The following is a 17515-nucleotide window of genomic DNA, read 5'->3' on the forward strand; positions in this document are numbered from 1 at the left end:
GGACATTGAAATGAAGAAAAGTCTTAACTGCAGTTACCGGCTGGTGTGGAATGACGTTCAGCGGGCGTTCGTGGTGGTTTCCGAACTGACACGGGCAAAAGGCAAGCGCGCAGGCGGCGCGGTATTAATCTCAGCGGCGGTGGGCGGTCTGTTCGCCAGCAGCGGGGCAATGGCATTCACCCCGGATGTCACCGATTCGGTGCGGGATGAGGTGGTGCAGGAGGGCGTGCAGAATGTGCGCTCCGGTGGGTTAACCACTAACCATACTATCGGCAGTCGCGGTACCCAGATCGTGGCGGGCGGTCAGACCGTTGATACCCGCGTTCAGGATGGCGGCTCGCAGATTGTGCGCCAGAATGGCCAGACCAGCGGTACCGTGGTCACTAATGGCGTACAGATTGTTGAAGTGGACGGCACTGCAACCGGCTCGCAGCTTAACAGCGGCGGCACGCAGGCGGTCTCCGGTAAGGCGAGCGGTACCGTGGTCGGTGCAGGCGGCGTGCAAACCGTGCTGCAAAGCGGTCTGGCAAGCCAGACGGTAATTAACAACGGCGGCGTACAGGCCGTCAGCGGCAAATCAGTCGAAGGTGTGGTTAACGCGGGCGGCACGCAGCTTATCAACAACGGCGGTTTCTCCCAGGATGCGACGGTCAACAGCGGCGGTATCCAGCATGTTAACGTCGGGGGTTCCGCCGCCGATACCGCTATCTTTGGCGGCGGCAATCAAATTGTTGCCGGTACGGTATCCGGCGCCCACCTCAACGACGGCGGCGCGCAGCTGGTTCAGCAAACGGGTAAAGCCATCGGCACCATCGTCAATAATCGTGGTACTCAGACCGTCGACGGCACCGCGATCTCTGCGGTGGTTAACGGCGGCGGTACCCAACTTGTGCATAGCGGCGGGCTGGCGGCGGGCACCACCGTCAACAGCGGCGGCATCCAGCATATCAAACAGGGTGGCGCAGCCTCCGACGGCGTCGTGTTTGGCGGCGGCACCCAGGTTCTCTCGGGAACCGCATCCGGCACCAGCGTCAGCGACGGCGGTGCGCAGTTAGTCCAGGCAACCGGTAAATCTACCGGGACCATCATCAACAATCGCGGCACGCAGACCGTTGACGGCCAGGCGATCGACTCGGTGGTCAATGCGGGCGGTACGCAGCTGGTTAACCGCGGCGGTCTGGCGACCGGCGGCGTAGTAAACACCGGCGGTCTGCAGCATGTCAGCGTAGGCGGTGCGGCATCCGACGCCACGCTGCTCGGCGGTACCCAGCTGGTGGAAGGTATGACCTCCGGCACCGTCATCAATAACCGCGGTTTGCAGCAGATCCACGCCAGCGGCATGAGCAAAGACGCAGTGGTTAACGCGGGCGGTGAACAGGATGTCGACGGCGTTTCGCTCTCTGCAGAGGTGAACGACGGCGGTCTGCAGAAAGTGCGCAGCGGCGGTAACGCGACCAGCGCGGTGATCAACGCCGGTGGGATCCAGAGCGTGCTCACGGGCGGTTCAACCACCGCTACCACGCTGCTGGGCGGTATTCAGCAGTTAGCAGGCGTAGCGGCAGACACCATTATCGGTGCGGGCGGCGTACAACACGTGCAGGTGGGCGGCAGCGCGACGGGATCGCTTATCAATGAAGACGGCCTGCAACGCGTGGACGGCACTGCCACCTCATCGGTGATCTATGACGGCGGCACCCAGCTGGTCAATAACGGTGGTCTGGCGAAGAGCGCAACCGTTAACAGCGGCGGTCTGCAGCATATTAATGAAGGCGGAGCGGCGTCCGACACCACGGTGTTTGGCGGCGGTAAGCAGGTTGTTGCCGGCACGGCGTCCGGTACCAGCATCAACAACGGCGGTCATCAGCTGGTGCAGGCCACCGGTAAAGCTACCGATACCATTATCAACAGCGGCGGCACCCAGGCGGTAGACGGTGCGGCCATTGCTGCTGTGGTCAACGACGGCGGGGTACAGCTGATCCACTCCGGTGCGCTGGCCAGCGGATCGCAGGTGAATGCCGGCGGTCTGCAGCATATCAATGAAGGCGGTGCCGCGTCGGATGCGCTGCTGTTTGGCGGTACCCAGGTTGTTGAAGGTACGGCATCCAATACCCGCGTGGACGCAGGCGGTGTGCAGCAGGTTCACGCTACCGGCAAAACCACCGACAGCAAAATCTATGACGGCGGTTTCCAGGATGTTGACGGCACGGCAAACGGCACCACCGTCTACAGCGGCGGTAAACAGCTGATCCGCAGCGGCGGTCACGCGAACGATACCCGCGTTGATAAAGATGGCGTGCAGATTGTGCGGGCCAACGGTGCGGCTTCAAAAACCACCCTGCTGGGCGGAACGCAGCAAGTTGCCGGGTTGGCAGGCGATACGGTCATCGGCGACGGCGGCATTCAGCACGTGCAGGTGGGCGGCATCGCAACGGGATCGCTTATCAACAGTGGCGGTTTGCAGCGCGTTGACGGTTCGGCGACCTCAGCCGTGGTCAACAACGGCGGCGTGCAGCTGGTTAACAGCGGCGGGCTTGCCGCGGGCTCCATCGTTAACAGCGGTGGCCTGCAGCACATCAACGTCGGCGGCGCGGCCTCTGACGGCACGGTATTCGGCGGCGGCAAACAGCTGGTGGCGGGTACGGCTTCCGGCACCAGCGTCAGCGATGGCGGCCAGCAGATCGTGCAGGCGAGCGGTAAAACCACCAATACCCAAATCAACACCGGCGGCGTGCAGAGCGTCGACGGCAATGCCACCTCATCAGTCGTGCGCAACGGCGGTACGCAGCTGGTGAACCGGGGCGGCCTGGCGGCAGGCACTACGGTGCACAGCGGCGGCCTGCAGCACATCAATGTTGGTGGCGCGGCCTCCGACGGCACGGTATTTGGCGGCGGCAAGCAGGTAGTTGCGGGCACGGCGTCCGGCACCAGCCTGAGTGATGGCGGTCAGCAGATCGTGCAGGCGAGCGGTAAAACCACCGATACTCATATCAACAGCGGCGGCGTGCAGAGCGTAGATGGCACCGCTATCTCCTCGGTCGTTAACGACGGCGGTCAGCAGCTTGTCAACAACGGCGGCCTTGCTGCCGGTTCAATCGTCAAAAATGGCGGGGTCCAGCATGTCTCAGCCGGTGGCGCAGCCTCCGATGGCACAGTGTTTGGCGGCGGTACGCAGCTGGTTCAGGGTACGGCTTCCGGCACCAGCATCAGCGACGGCGGCGTACAGCTGATTACGAAAGGCGGCCAGGCACGCGGCACGCTGGTGAACAGCGGTGGCGTCCAGCGCGTAGACGGTCAGTCGTTCGAGGCGGTGATCAATAACGGCGGCCAGCAGATCGTTGACCCCTACGGCTGGTCGCGCCAGAGCGTGATTAACGCGGGCGGCAAGCAGATCCTCAGCAACGCGGCGGTGGCGATCTCCACCGTACTTAACGGCGGTGAGCAGCACGTTAATAACGGCGCGAAATCCTTCGCTGCGCGCGTGCTGGGTGGAACGCAGAATATCGGTAGCGGCGGCCAAGCCTTCGAAGCGCGTATCGAGAAGGGCGGCGTGCAGAACGTTAACGATGGCGGTTATACCTACGGCGGTACTATCTCTGAGGGTGGCAGACAAAACGTTGCCGCTGGCGGCGTTACCGACTTCACCTTTGTTGATGGCGGCCTGCAGGTCGTTGACGGCACGTCGATTGTCAGCATTGTGAAAAACGGCGGGCGTCAGGTGGTCAACAAAAATGCCAACGCCGAAGTCTCTATCGTCACTGATGGCGGTATCCAGGAGGTGTTCGGCACTACCACCGGTTCGGAAATCACCCGTGCAGAACAGCGTATCTACAGCGGCGGCTCAGCTATCTCTACCGTGCTGAACGACAATGCAGTACAGGGGATTTACGACGGCGCCGTGGTCACCGATACCCGCAACCGTCACGGCATCCAGAATATTTACAACGGTGGCCGTGCGGAAAATAACCTGATGGATAACTTTGCGGTGCAGAATATCGCCGCCGGGGGCACGGCAGTCAACACCTCGTTGGGCAACGACAGCCAGCAGAATGTGCGCGGGAGCGCGGTGGATACCGATCTCTCCGCAAACAGCGTGCAGAACGTCTATCGCGGCGGTACGGCAACACGCACCACGCTCTACGAGCGCGGCACGCAGAATATCTACAGCGGTGGTTCATCAGATTTTGCTGTTATCAACGTCGGCGGGATCCAGAACGTGCTGACCGGCGGCACCGCCAGCAACACCACCATTAACGGTGGCGGTACGCAGAACGTCAACAGCGGCGGGACGGTGATCTCCACCATCATCCGCGAGGGCGGGATCCAGAACGTTAATGACGGCGCAATCGTCATCGACAACAAGGTAGTTGGCGATCAGGTGGTTAACCAGGGCGGCACCGTTGCCTCCTCTACCGTCAGCGAAAACGGCGCCCAGAGCGTCACCTTTGGCGGCAAGGCTATCGCCACCACCGTCAGCAAAGGCGGTGCCCAGTTCGTTCGTGCCGGGGGCGTGGCGGATCTGACAGCGATTGAGCGTGGCGGCATGCTGGCGCTGGAAGATGGTGCAACGGTCACCAATATCAATCTCAACAGCGGCGCAGCGCTGATGGCTGGCACCGACACCACGCTTAACGGCACTAATGCCAACGGCAGCTTCTCCATTGCCAATAAGATCGCCGATAGCCTGCTGCTGGAAAGCGGCGGTCTGCTGGCGGTTGCCGCAGACGGCAGCGCCAACAACACCGTTGTTGGCGAGAACGGTACGCTGAACGTTGCCGAGGGTGGCATGCTGACCGGAGTCACCAAAATCAATGATGGTGGTACGCTGGCCGGTAATGTGAACAACGACGGCGAACTGCGCATCACCACTGAGGACAGCGCCAGCACCGTTAACGCGGCGATCAACGGCAACGGTACGCTCTATAAAGAGGGTAACAACACGCTGACCCTGAGCGGGGCGCTTAACCAGGCGGGCGGCACCTACCTGCAGAGCGGTACCCTCGTGTTCAGCGGGCTGGATGCGGTGACCGACATCATCGCCCAGGCCGGGACCTCTTTGCAGTTGAGCAACGGCTCCACGCTGACCGGGATGATTGACCCGACCGACCTGACCGTCGATGCGGGTTCAAACTGGCTGATGACCGACAGCTCCCTGCTCGACAACCTGACGCTGGGCGGCACCATTGATTACCAGGCACCGACCGGGGCGTTTGTACCGAAAACCCTGACCGTCACTAACCTGGCGGGCAATGGCGGCACCATCACCCTTAACACCCTGTTTGATGGTAATACCGCAGTGAGTGACAGCCTGGTACTGGATGGCGGTACTGCCACCGGTAACACCAATATCGCCATTCGCAGCCAGGGCGGCCTCGGGGCACGTACCAGCGGTAACGGCATTCAGGTGGTGAACGCCATTAACGGCGCGACCACCACCGATGATGCTTTCCGTCTTGACGGCAGCCTGCAGGCGGGTGCGTATAACTACACCCTGCAACAGGGCAGCGCCGACGAGAGCTGGTATCTGACCACCGCTGAGGCAGGCGGTAACGCAGACGGCCCGCAGAACTACCGTTCAGCGATGTACCTCTACAGCTCCGTCTACGCTCAGGCAATGGATTATGACAGTGCGCTGCTCGGCTCGCTGGATGCCCGTCGCTATGCGGCGCGTACCCCGACCGAAGGCGGCAGCAATATGTGGGCCCGTTTCCAGGCCGGTCAGCTGAGCCACGATCACGGCGGCAGTGACCTGAGCAATGGCAACACGCCGGAAAGCAAAGGCGGCTACACCTTCCTGCAGATCGGTAGTGATTTGTGGCAGGGTTCCGGCTCTGGCATGGAGTGGACTGCGGGGATCTACGGTGCGGCAGGTCTCTCCGCTATCGACGTGCAGCGTAACAACAAGTCGAAAGCCGGTACGGTTCGCGATGACGCTTACAGCGGCGGTCTCTACCTCAATGGCGTGCATGAGAGCGGCTGGTGGATGGACGTAGTGGCACAGGGTACTCGCCACAACTTCGACACTAATCCGCGCGACGGCGACGGCCTGAAAACCCACGGCTGGGGCTACGTTGGCTCCTTCGAAACCGGTCTGCCGTTTGAGATTGGCAGCGGCCTGGTGCTGGAACCGCAGGTGCAGTACCAGTATCGCGGCGTGAACCTGAAAGATGGCAGTGATGATGTGGCTGACGTCCAGTTCGGTGATGGTCACAGCCAGCAGGTGCGTGCCGGTCTGCGTCTGGGCAACAACGCGACGCTGAAAGAGAGCGGTAAACCTGTACCGGTAAGCTGGTTTATCCGTCCGTCCTTTATCCAGACCTTCGACTCGAAGGGCACGCTGAATGTCAGCGCGCCGGGTGTGGCAGGCAGCGAAACGTCGTTCAATCCGGATCAGGATGGCACCGCAGCAGCGCTGGATGTCGGCATTGACGGCCAGATCCGCGACAACGTGACCCTCGGGGTGCGCGCGGGCTACACCCGCAGCATTGATGACGCGGGTACCGGCGGCTACGGTGGTCAAATCACGCTGAAAGTCGGCTTCTGATAAGCCTTGCAGTAATATGAAAAGCCGCGCCGCAAGGTGCGGTTTTTTTTATCTCTTATTTCTGTAGGGGAGGTTTTATCACGACCGGTAACGCGCAGAAGGCGTGTGGGTGATGCTGAAGCTGAGATGAAATAAAGGGGATAAAACAGAGAGTAACAACGAATGGTGCGTCCGAGTGGACTCGAACCACCGACCCCCACCATGTCAAGGTGGTGCTCTAACCAACTGAGCTACGGACGCACTGAAGAAGGATGGTGCGTTCAATTGGACTCGAACCAACGACCCCCACCATGTCAAGGTGGTGCTCTAACCAACTGAGCTATGAACGCAATGTTGTGGTTGACAACGGGGACGAATATTAGCGGCAGCCCGCAGATGTGGCAAGCGGAAAATGGCAGATTTCTTACTGAATTCACTCGATTGCGGAACAACTGAGCAAAACGCGCTGAAAGTAGCCGCCCGCAGGCGGCTACAGCGGTTTAGCGTGCCGCGCGCTGCAAAATACGGCTCGAAGGCTGACGCTGCAAATGGCGCATGCGCAGCATCATCATCACCGCCGCCGAGGTCAGCCCAATAATAAAGCCCATCCAGAAGCCTGCCGGCCCCATTGGGGCAACCACCAGATCCGTCAGCGCCAGAATGTAGCCGGTCGGCAGCCCCAGCACCCAGTAGGCGATAAAGGTAATAAAGAAGATCGAACGCGTATCTTTATACCCACGCAAGATGCCGCTACCGATTACCTGAATCGAATCAGAGATCTGATAAATAGCCGCCAGCATCATCAGATGCGACGCCAGCGCCACCACTTCCGGGTTGTCGTTATAGAGCAGGGCGATCTGCTCGCGCATCAGCACCGTAAACACCGCGGTAATGGCCGCCATACAGACGCCGACCATCAACCCGGTGCGCGCCGAGGTTTTGGCATCAATCGTCGAGCCCTGACCGAGGCGGAAGCCGACGCGAATGGTGACCGCCGCTGCCAGCGACATCGGCAATACGAACATCAGCGAGCTGAAGTTAAGCGCAATCTGGTGCCCGGCAACATCGACAATGCCAAGAGGTGAGACCAGCAGCGCGACGACGGCAAACAGGGTCACTTCGAAAAAGAGTGCCAGCGCAATCGGTAAGCCGAGCTGGGTCAGCCGTTTCAGCACTGCCATATCGGGACGTGCGAAGCGGGCCTCGTGTTTGATGTCGCGCATCGCACCGGCGTGTTTCACGTAGAGGCGCATAAAGATAAACATCACCCAGTAGACCGACGCGGTCGCCACGCCGCAGCCGACGCCGCCCAGCTCCGGCATACCGAAACGGCCATAGATAAAGGCGTAGTTAACCGGAATATTGACCAGCAGGCCGATAAAGCCCATCACCATGCCGGGTTTGGTTCGCGCCAGCCCTTCGCACTGGTTGCGCAACACCTGGAAGAAGAGGTAACCCGGTGCGCCCCACATCAGCGCGCGTAAAAAGTGGACCGCTTTATCGGCCATCAGCGGGTCGATGTTATGCATGGCGCGAATAATATGACCGGCGTTCCACAGCACAATCATAATCAGCACCGATACGGCACCCGCCAGCCAGAACCCCTGGCTCACCTGATGCGCGATGCGATCGCGACGCCCGGAACCATTCAGTTGCGCAATCACCGGCGTCATTGCCAGCAGCAGGCCGTGACCAAATAGAATAGCGGGAAACCAGATAGAGGTACCGATAGCGACCGCAGCCATATCCGTGGCGCTATAGCCCCCGGCCATCACGGTATCGACGAAGCCCATCGCCGTCTGGGCAACCTGCGCAAAAATCACCGGCAGGGCAAGTGCCAGTAATTGACGCGCCTCTGTTACATACTTCTGCACGCGAACACCTATATATTGTTGTTATAAGAGAGAATGGAAATACTTAAGAGAAAGGAGTTATATCCTTGTGCGACAAAAAATGCCGCACTGCGATAGGTGCGACATCTGCTCAAATAGTACCTGTTAACGCCTCTTTTTGCCACGTTATCCATAAATCAAAATTATCTTTCGCCGCAAAGCGGGCCTCAGGCTGGCAAGGGAATTTTTCACCTGTTATTGTGCGTGAAGCACACGGTAATACCGTAAGAATGAAACAGGAGTGATGATTATGTTTACGGGTATTGTACAGGGCACGGCAAAAGTGGTGTCGATTGACGAAAAACCGAATTTTCGCACCCACGTTGTTGAGCTGCCTGAAACGATGCTGGACGGAATTGAAACTGGGGCGTCCATTGCGCATAACGGCTGCTGTCTGACCGTCACCGAGATTAACGGTAGCCATATCAGCTTCGATTTAATGAAAGAGACGCTGCGTATTACCAACCTTGGCGAACTCGAAGTCGGGGATATCGTTAACGTTGAGCGCGCGGCGAAATTCAGCGATGAGATTGGCGGGCATTTAATGTCGGGCCATATTATGTCGACCGCTGAAATCGTCAAAATCCTCGCCTCGGAAAATAACCGCCAGATCTGGTTTAAAGTGCAGGATCCGACGCTGATGAAATACATCCTTTATAAAGGATTTATCGGCATTGACGGTATCAGCCTGACGGTCGGCGAAGTCACCGCCACGCGTTTTTGCGTGCACCTGATCCCGGAAACGCTGCAGCGCACCACGCTGAGTGCCAAAAAGCTGGGCCAGCGCGTCAATATTGAGATCGATCCGCAAACCCAGGCCGTTGTCGACACCGTCGAGCGCGTACTGGCGGCAAAAGAGGCCGCAGTTGTGGTGAATGTCGTCGAGTAACCAGGCGCCACAAACAGCAAAAAGCCGCAGCGTAAACGTTGCGGCTTTTTTGTTGGTCAAACGCAGCAGCGCTAACGCGCGACGCGCAGACCTTTCTCGACGCCGCGGCTAAATACCACCTGCCAGAGCTGAATATCGCGGGCGCGAAAGGCCCCGGCGCAGGCGTTCAGATAGTAACTGAACATGCGTTTAAAGCGCTCGGAGTAGTTGTCGGCGATCTCCGGCCACGCGGCGAGAAAGCGCCCATACCAGGCCATTAGCGTGCGGTCATAATCGGCGCCGAAGTTGTGCCAGTCCTCCATCACAAAGTGCGGCTCACTGGCGGTAGCGATGTGGCGCACCGAGGGCAGGCAGCCGTTCGGGAAGATATAGCGGTTAATCCACGGATCAACATTGTTATCGGTCTGTCTGGAGCCGATGGTGTGGAGTAAAAAGAGGCCGTCCGGCTTCAGGTTTTTGTCGACCACATCAAAGTAGGTGGCGTAGTTTTTCGGCCCGACGTGTTCAAACATGCCGACGGAGACGATGCGGTCAAACTGATCGCGCAGATCGCGATAATCCTGCAACAGAATCTCCACATCCAGCCCGGCGCAGCGCTGTTGCGCCATTTTCTGCTGCTCTGCGGAGATGGTGACGCCGACCACGCGAACGCCATAGTGCTGTGCCATAAACTGCGCCAGCCCGCCCCAGCCGCAGCCGATATCCAGCACGCGCATGCCGGGGGTTAACTGCAGTTTTTCGCAGATAAGCCGCAATTTTGCCTGCTGCGCCTCGGCAAGGGTGGTCGCTTCTTTCCAGTAGCCACAGGAGTACTGCATCGCGGGGTCGAGCATGCGGGTAAAGAGATCGTTGCCGAGATCGTAGTGCTCTTTGCCGACAATCCACGCCCGCTTTTTGCTTTGCAGGTTGAAGAGCCGGGCGGCGGCAATGCGCAGGGTATCTTTGAGATGGTGTGGAAGCTGTTTTTCCAGGCCGGCGCGCAGTACCTGGGTGAAGAATATGTCGAGCCGTTCGCACTCCCACCAGCCGTCCATATAACTTTCGCCGAGTCCGAGCGAACCGTCCTGTAAAACCCGTTTGAAAAAATCAGGATTTTTCACCTGAATATCTGCGGGTGCGGGACCGTTGATACGAATACCTGCGCGACCCAGCAGTTCGTTTGCTATGCGGAACCAGTTGTCATCCCGCACGCTCACTTCTTCTATACACGATGAACTCATACCTTCTCCATCACGAATAGTGATCAGAACTCTACAAGCGTAGACGCTGGCAGAATTTGTGAGAAATCTCACGGTTTGCACCGTAAGGCTGATATCAGACGTAGAACAGAGGAAGGGAGAGACCCTTGCCAGAAAAGGCCCTCCTTGGGGAAACGAGCACGCTCCGGTGCCCGTTACTGCATAATATTTATCGTATTTATGAGATAGCCGAGAATCAGTATAGGCCTCAATATCAGGTGATTCAACTTGTCGCTAATAGCGTGCTAATTACGCCATTAGCGACAGTCCCGTCAGCAACTACCCGCGCGCGGAGGAGGGCTCACGCACCTCATCCTGCTCTTCGTCTGCGCGATGCTGAATGCCATAACCGAGTGCCGCGAGCAGCACCATGGCAAGCATCACGCTGGTGGTGGTCAGCAGCGGGGTAATGATCAGCCACGAAACAACGAGGCTTGCGAAGAAGCAGAGCCCCAGTTGCAGGGTATTCTGCAACGCCGCCGCGCGGCCCGTCGCCTGCGGGAAGGGACGCAGCGCCCGCGCCACCACGATAGGGTAGATCGCGCCATTTGCCATCGCCATCAGGCAGAAGGGGATCAGCAGCGCAGTGAGCGAGACGCCGGGAATAAAGCCAACTGCCCAGGTCGCCAGCACGCTCAGAGCAAAGCCGCTCAGTAACCACGGCAACATGCGCGAACCCTGCCATTTTTGCAGCGCTGCGCGGCAGCCGTAACCACCAATCAGGAAAGCGAAGGTTTGTGGCACATAGCTCAGGCCAATTACCGACGGGCCATAGCCCATCTCATGCAGGATAAACGGCGAGCCGGTAAGCCAGGCAAAGAAGCTGGCGGAGCAGGCGGCGTAGATCATCACATTGCCGCGATAATCGCGGGCGCGCAGCAGATCGAGAAAGGTGAGTGCCTGCTGGTCATGCGCCACCTCTTTTACCGGCGATTTGAGGCGGAAAACCGGGATCATCAACACCACGGTGATGGCCAGCAGGGTGGCGAAAATCGCCTGCCATTCAATATGGGCCAGCAGCCAGGCGCCGAGCAGTGGGGCCAGCGCCGGGGTTAAGCCGACCAGCGGCATAATGGTGGCGAAAATACGGTTAACGCGGTGCGCCGGGTAGTGATCTGTCACCAGCGCCTGCCAGCTAACGGTGGCGGCGCAGACGCCGACGGCCTGCACAAAACGCAGCACCAGTAGCCAGGTAGCATCGCGCACCCAGAGGGTGCCAAGGCAGCCCAGGGCGAAAATAGAGAGACCAATCAGCAGAATTGGTTTGCGACCATAACGATCCGACAGCGGTCCCCACAGCAGCTGCGCCACCGCGAACCCGGCCAGGAAAAGGCTCAGCGAGGCGCTGATCACGGCGGGAGAGGTGTTTAAATCTTGCTGAATCGCGCTGAAAGCGGGCAGGTACATGTCGGTGGCTAAAAAGCCCAGCACGCTTAAGCCCGCGAGCCAGACTAAAAATCCTTTGCCAGGTTGCATTCTCATTTCTCTTTAATTGCAGGTAATCAGGGTGGGGAAGTGTAAGGAGTGCTTTCCTGGTTGTGAAACGCTAATATTTGCACATTGGTTTCAAAAATTTTGCAGGCAGAATATGTGGTCAGAATACTCCCTTGAAGTGGTGGATGCCGTAGCGCGGAATGGCAGCTTTAGCGGCGCGGCGCAGGAGTTGCACCGCGTGCCTTCTGCGGTGAGCTACACCGTACGCCAGCTGGAGGAGTGGCTGGCGGTGCCGCTGTTCGTGCGCCGCCACCGCGATGTGGAATTAACCCCCGCCGGCGTCTGGTTTTTAAAGGAGGGGCGGTCTGTTATCAAAAAAATGCTGATCACCCGCCAGCAGTGTCAGCAGATCGCCAACGGCTGGCGCGGCCAGTTGCCGATTGCCGTCGATAACATTGTAAAACGCGCCCGCACGCGGCAGATGATTGTCGATTTCTACCGTCACTTCAGCGATGTTGAACTGGTGGTCTACCAGGAGGTGTTCAACGGCGTCTGGGATGCGCTCGCCGATGGCCGTGTTGAACTGGCGATCGGTGCCACGCAGGCCATTCCCGTCGGGGGGCGCTATGCCTTTCGCGATATGGGCACTTTAAGCTGGAAGTGTGTCGTCTCGCGTCAACATCCGCTGGCACAACTCAACGGTCCGTTAAGCGATGAGACGTTGCGCAACTGGCCGTCGCTGATTCAGGAGGATACCTCCCGCTCGTTGCCGAAGCGCATTACCTGGCTGCTGGATAACCAGAAACGGGTGATGGTGCCCGACTGGGCCTCGTCGGAAGCGTGCCTGTCAGCGGGGCTCTGTGTGGGGATGGTGCCAGCCCATTTTGCCCGACCGTGGCTTGATAGCGGTGACTGGGTGGCGCTTGAACTGGAAAACCCGTTCCCGGATGCCGCCTGCTGCCTGACATGGCAACAAAACGAGGCGTCGCCTGCGCTGAACTGGCTGCTCGATTATCTGGGCGACAGTGAAACGTTGAATAAGGAGTGGCTGCGGGAGCCGGAGTAAGGCTCCCGCGGGAGGGGATTAACGGCGGTAATCGCGGAAGGGGCCATCGGCCACCGAGCGGCGCTCAACCAGGCGCGGATGCACTTCAATCGACTGCGACTGTTCACGCTTATTCACAATGCGATCGAGCAGCATGGTGAATGCCGTTTCGCCCAGCGAGTCCTTCGGCTGATGGATCGTCGTCAACGCGGGGGTAAAGAAGCGCGAGTTGCGCACGTTGTCATAGCCGATAACGGAGATATCCTGCGGCACGCGCAGCCCCATCTCATCGGCAGCGCAGAGGGCGCCCATCGCCATAATGTCGCCGCCGCAGAAGACTGCGGTGGGGCGCGAGGACTGGCCGAGGATCTGCTGCATGGCCCGGTAGCCGGACTCCGGCTCAAAGTCGCCCTGTACAATCCAGTTTTCCGGCACGTTGATCATCGCTTCGTTCATCGCCTTCATAAAGCCAGCCAGACGGCCTGCGCCGGTGTTGCGCTCCAGCGGACCCGGGATCACGCCGATGTCGCGATGGCCGCGCTCGATCAGGTAACGACCGGCCATATAGCCGCCCTGGAAGGCGTTATCGATCACTGAATCGGTGAAGTCTGCCTTCGATTCGCCCCAGTCCATCACCACCATCGGAATATGGCGATACTCTTCTAGCATGGTGAGCACGGTTTCCGGGTACTCAGAGCACATCACCAGCAGGCCATCGACACGCTTTTGCGCCATCATCGACAGATAGGCGCGCTGCTTCTCCTGGCTGTTCCAGGCGTTGCCGAGGATCAGGGTGTAACCCTTCTGGAAACACTTCTTCTCAACCGCTTCGATGATCTCGGCGAAGTAGGCCGCTTCACTGCTGGTCGCCAGCAGACCAATCGATTTGGTGTGATTCACTTTCAGGCTGCGCGCAACGGCGCTTGGCGAATAGTGCAGCTCTTTGATCGCCGCCCAGACAGCGTTGCGCGTCTCTTCGGCGACGAAACGGGTTTTGTTAATTACATGTGATACGGTTGTAGTGGAAACGTTTGCTCGTTTCGCGACATCTTTAATCGTTGCCATCAGATATTACTCCAGACCATATCGTAAGCTCCTGATAATTCGGTAGGTAAACGTTTGCCTTTAAACACCCTGAACTCATCAAAGTGAGTGCGGTACGCCGGGAAAACGACACTGGACGTCAGGAGGGGAGTCAATGGCCGGTACGCTAATAAATTTAGCGTCGAATTTTGTCTGATCTTGAGCAAAAGGGGAAGTATTAAAACCGTTCTGCTGGCAAATCACGCAAGATTTTTCCCATATTTTGTGCAAAAATGCGCAGGCTCACTTTTTGTGGGGAAATTAAATGGAGAAAAATTGATGAGCACCGATCTTAAGTATTCACTCTTCACTACCGTCATCGTTCTGAGCCTGATCGTTTTCGGCGCGCTGACCGCTGCACTGCATTGATCTGATGCGAGGGAGAGCCTTCTCCCTCGGTTCTTGCGTCCCCATTGTTACCCGTTGCGCAATAAACTTTTCTCCGTACGCTCACTTCTGTTTTTTGTGACACCTGTCATACTTTTGCCTTTCGCGACCCGGTAGAGGGTCGGCATGTCCATTTCGGAGTCAAAAGATGAAAATAAATTTCCCCCTGCTTGCCCTGGCGATAGGCGCCTTTGGGATTGGTACCACCGAGTTCTCCCCGATGGGGTTACTGCCGGTGATTGCGCAGGGTGTTGGGGTCTCGATTCCGGCGGCGGGGATGCTGATCAGCGCCTATGCCATCGGCGTTATGGTGGGCGCGCCGCTGATGACGCTGCTGCTTTCCCATCGCGGCCGTCGTAACGCGCTGATTTTCTTAATGGCGATCTTCACCGTCGGCAATGTGCTCTCTGCTATTGCGCCGGATTACGCCACCCTGATGATCGCCCGTATCATCACCAGCCTTAACCACGGCGCCTTCTTCGGCCTTGGCTCGGTGGTAGCCGCGAGCGTTGTCGCGAAAGAGAAGCAGGCCAGCGCGGTGGCGACGATGTTTATGGGGCTGACTATCGCCAATATCGGCGGTGTGCCTGCCGCCACCTGGCTTGGGGAGACGATCGGCTGGCGCATGTCGTTTATGGCAACCGCCGGGCTTGGGGTGATCTCCATGGTCTCGCTCTTCTTCTCATTACCGAAAGGCGGCGTGGGCGCGCGACCCAACGTGCGCAACGAGCTCGCGGTACTGATGCGCCCGCAGGTGCTGACGGCGCTGCTGACTACCGTGCTCGGTGCCGGTGCAATGTTCACTCTCTATACCTACATCTCACCGGTGTTGCGCACACTGACTGACGCCACGCCGGTGTTTGTCACCGCCATGCTGGTGCTGATTGGCGTGGGTTTCTCGATTGGCAATTATCTGGGTGGGAAACTGGCGGACCGCTCGGTAACCGGCACCCTGAAAGGCTTTTTACTGCTGCTGATTGTTATCATGCTGGCGATCCCGCTGCTGGCGCGCAGTGAGATTGGTGCGGCGATCGCGATGGTGGTGTGGGGCGCTGCAACATTCGCGGTGGTGCCGCCGTTGCAGATGCGCGTGATGCGTGTTGCCCATGAAGCACCGGGGCTGTCGTCATCGGTCAATATTGGTGCATTTAACCTGGGTAATGCCCTTGGCGCGGCGGCAGGTGGTGCGGTGATCTCCGGCGGTCTCGGCTACAGTTTTGTTCCGGTGATGGGGGCGATTATTGCCGGGCTGGGGCTGCTGCTGGTGCTCTTCTCCGGGCGTAATTCAGCGTCGCGCGTCTGTGCGGCGGCGGAGTAAGGCGAAGTAACACCTGCCGCGCGAGCGGCAGGTGGGAGAGGGAGTTAGCGAATGGTTTTCGGTGTCACTACGCGGCGTGCACCAACATAGTGGCGCTGCCAGTAATCTTCGCTTAATGAAGTGACCTGAATATCCTGGCCGCTGCGCGGTGACTGGATAAATTTGCCGTTGCCGACATAGACGCCAACGTGATCGGCGGTGCCGCGACCCTGAGTGCGGAAGAAGACCAGATCGCCGCTCTCCAGTTCGCGCAGGTTAACCGGCGAGGCATCACGCAGGTGATACATCTCATTGGCGGTACGCGGAATACGGAATTTCACCAGATCTTTATAGGCGTAATAGACCAGCCCGCTGCAATCAAAACCGGTTTTCGGCGAGGTACCGCCCCAGTGGTAAGGTTTGCCGAGCTGGTTCATCAGCTTCGACATCGCGGTTTTTTGCACTTTTTGCACGCGCAGTTTATGCACGTCAGCTAGCGTGCCGGCCTGGCTGCTTTTCACTTTAATACAGTGCGGCTTGTGGCCTTTGCGCGGCGTACACTTCTCAGTCCAGCTAACGGTTGTAGTTTTCAGTGAGCTGGATGCTTTACGACGCGAGGGAGTTTTAGCGGTTTTCTGCGGGGTAGCGCTGTTTTTCTTTTTTATCGTTTTGGTCGATGTTTTGTTTTTTGCGGTTTTTTTACTTCTGACTTTTTCTGCTGGAGTGCCACTGCTTTTCTTTGCTGTTTTTGTAGAACTGTTTTTTTTCTTACGTTCGGATGCTTTCGCCAGATGTGTTTTTTGCACGGCCGAGGCTGGCGCTTGTTCAGAAGCGCTCGCTAATGGCGTGAAAGACAATGTGGTGAACAACAAAGCACAGAGCGTGATTGAAGCTTTTGGTATCCGCGCCACTGAGCATTCCCCTGTTAGGGCAGGCATCTTATTATGCTTGCGTATGATTTAAAAAACTCGTCGATTCTAATCTATAAAAAGCCCAAACGTTAATACTGTTTTTGCATCTATAACGTCGTTTCGTTAACAAGCGCGCAAAAACGAGCAAAACGTTTCGCTAAAAGCGGTTTTTTCACCGCCTGAGCCGCGCCGGGTTGGCTTAAGTCACGCTTACCTTATCGTGCCTGTAACAGCGTAAATTCGCGCGGTGAATAAAATGTTATTTTCCGAAGCAAGCCTGACCCGCTACAATGTTCGATCTCTGCCGTAGAAGAAGTTGAAGGAAGCAAAGACAATGAGTGAGACTCTTGAGAAAATTCAGCGCCAGATCGCTGAGAACCCGATTCTGCTGTACATGAAAGGCTCGCCGAAACTGCCAAGCTGCGGTTTCTCCGCCCAGGCCGTTCAGGCGCTCTCTGCATGCGGCGAGCGTTTTGCCTATGTGGATATCCTGCAAAACCCGGATATCCGTGCCGAACTGCCAAAATATGCAAACTGGCCAACCTTCCCGCAGCTGTGGGTTGAGGGTGAGCTGGTTGGCGGCTGCGATATCATTATCGAGATGTATCAGCGCGGTGAATTGCAGCCGCTGATCAAAGAGGCCGCAGCGAAATATAAAGGCGTACCGGACGCCGAATAACCCGGCGTTATCGGCTCTGCCTTGAAAGGGCTCATGTTTCGACATGAGCCCTTTTTTATTGCCTGTCACCTGCTTACGGTGCGTTGACTTAACCTAAATTATTGGGTATTACTGTGCAAATTTCTTGCTTAACTCTTTGT

General features: G+C 58.0%; 10 protein-coding genes, 2 tRNA genes and 1 pseudogene. 6 read left to right on the top strand and 7 right to left on the bottom strand.

What is annotated here, in order from left to right; translation table 11 throughout:
* Positions 1-10 precede the first annotated feature (10 nt).
* The gene (locus BWI95_RS15350) at positions 11-6541 is read left to right on the top strand and encodes an AIDA repeat-containing protein (protein ID WP_054802860.1); all 6531 of its coding nucleotides are present in this window, start codon (positions 11-13) and stop codon (positions 6539-6541) included.
* Between the two features lie 163 nt (positions 6542-6704).
* Here BWI95_RS15350 and BWI95_RS15355 read toward each other — a convergent pair.
* The 3 genes from BWI95_RS15355 to mdtK all read right to left on the bottom strand — a co-directional run bounded on the left by BWI95_RS15355 (position 6705) and on the right by mdtK (position 8394).
* Positions 6705-6781, bottom strand: a tRNA-Val gene (locus BWI95_RS15355).
* Between the two features lie 12 nt (positions 6782-6793).
* Positions 6794-6870, bottom strand: a tRNA-Val gene (locus tag BWI95_RS15360).
* A gap of 150 nt (positions 6871-7020) precedes the next feature.
* Complete coding sequence (mdtK, locus tag BWI95_RS15365) at positions 7021-8394, bottom strand: MdtK family multidrug efflux MATE transporter (protein ID WP_023481339.1); 1374 nt, start codon at positions 8392-8394, stop codon at positions 7021-7023.
* Positions 8395-8662: 268 nt separating this feature from the next.
* Here mdtK and BWI95_RS15370 point away from each other — a divergent pair, with 268 nt between their 5' ends.
* On the top strand, positions 8663-9301 hold the full coding sequence (locus BWI95_RS15370; protein ID WP_023481404.1) for a riboflavin synthase: 639 nt from the start codon (positions 8663-8665) through the stop codon (positions 9299-9301).
* Positions 9302-9372: 71 nt separating this feature from the next.
* On the opposite strand, the gene cfa is transcribed toward BWI95_RS15370, so the two are convergent.
* Both cfa and punC read right to left on the bottom strand, forming a co-directional pair.
* Positions 9373-10521: a cyclopropane fatty acyl phospholipid synthase gene (gene cfa / locus BWI95_RS15375; RefSeq protein WP_076769765.1), complete on the bottom strand. Its 1149-nt coding sequence runs from the start codon at positions 10519-10521 to the stop codon at positions 9373-9375.
* Between the two features lie 297 nt (positions 10522-10818).
* Complete coding sequence (gene punC, locus BWI95_RS15380; RefSeq protein ID WP_076769766.1) at positions 10819-12015, bottom strand: purine nucleoside transporter PunC; 1197 nt, start codon at positions 12013-12015, stop codon at positions 10819-10821.
* Between the two features lie 112 nt (positions 12016-12127).
* Here punC and punR point away from each other — a divergent pair.
* Positions 12128-13061: pseudogene (punR, locus tag BWI95_RS15385) on the top strand (DNA-binding transcriptional activator PunR).
* Here the strand turns inward: punR and purR are convergent.
* The gene (gene purR / locus BWI95_RS15390) at positions 13058-14083 is read right to left on the bottom strand and encodes an HTH-type transcriptional repressor PurR (protein WP_023481848.1); all 1026 of its coding nucleotides are present in this window, start codon (positions 14081-14083) and stop codon (positions 13058-13060) included. The pseudogene punR and the gene purR overlap by 4 nt on opposite strands.
* Before the next feature lie 297 nt (positions 14084-14380).
* Between purR and cydH the strand changes: the two genes are divergently transcribed.
* A complete protein-coding gene (cydH, locus tag BWI95_RS23345; RefSeq protein ID WP_094192965.1) occupies positions 14381-14470 on the top strand; it encodes a cytochrome bd-I oxidase subunit CydH in 90 nt (29 codons plus the stop codon).
* Positions 14471-14636: 166 nt separating this feature from the next.
* The gene (locus BWI95_RS15400; protein ID WP_054802859.1) at positions 14637-15806 is read left to right on the top strand and encodes an MFS transporter; all 1170 of its coding nucleotides are present in this window, start codon (positions 14637-14639) and stop codon (positions 15804-15806) included.
* 44 nt (positions 15807-15850) lie between these two features.
* Here BWI95_RS15400 and BWI95_RS15405 read toward each other — a convergent pair whose 3' ends face one another.
* Positions 15851-16696 (bottom strand): C40 family peptidase, encoded by an 846-nt coding sequence (locus BWI95_RS15405; protein WP_076769768.1) that lies wholly within the window; start codon positions 16694-16696, stop codon positions 15851-15853.
* Between the two features lie 334 nt (positions 16697-17030).
* Between BWI95_RS15405 and BWI95_RS15410 the strand changes: the two genes are divergently transcribed.
* Positions 17031-17375, top strand: a complete 345-nt coding sequence (locus BWI95_RS15410; protein ID WP_023481856.1) for a Grx4 family monothiol glutaredoxin — start codon at positions 17031-17033, stop codon at positions 17373-17375.
* Positions 17376-17515: the final 140 nt, after the last annotated feature.

The sequence above is a fragment of the Kosakonia cowanii JCM 10956 = DSM 18146 genome (genome assembly GCF_001975225.1).
Taxonomy (GTDB): Bacteria; Pseudomonadota; Gammaproteobacteria; order Enterobacterales; family Enterobacteriaceae; genus Kosakonia; species Kosakonia cowanii.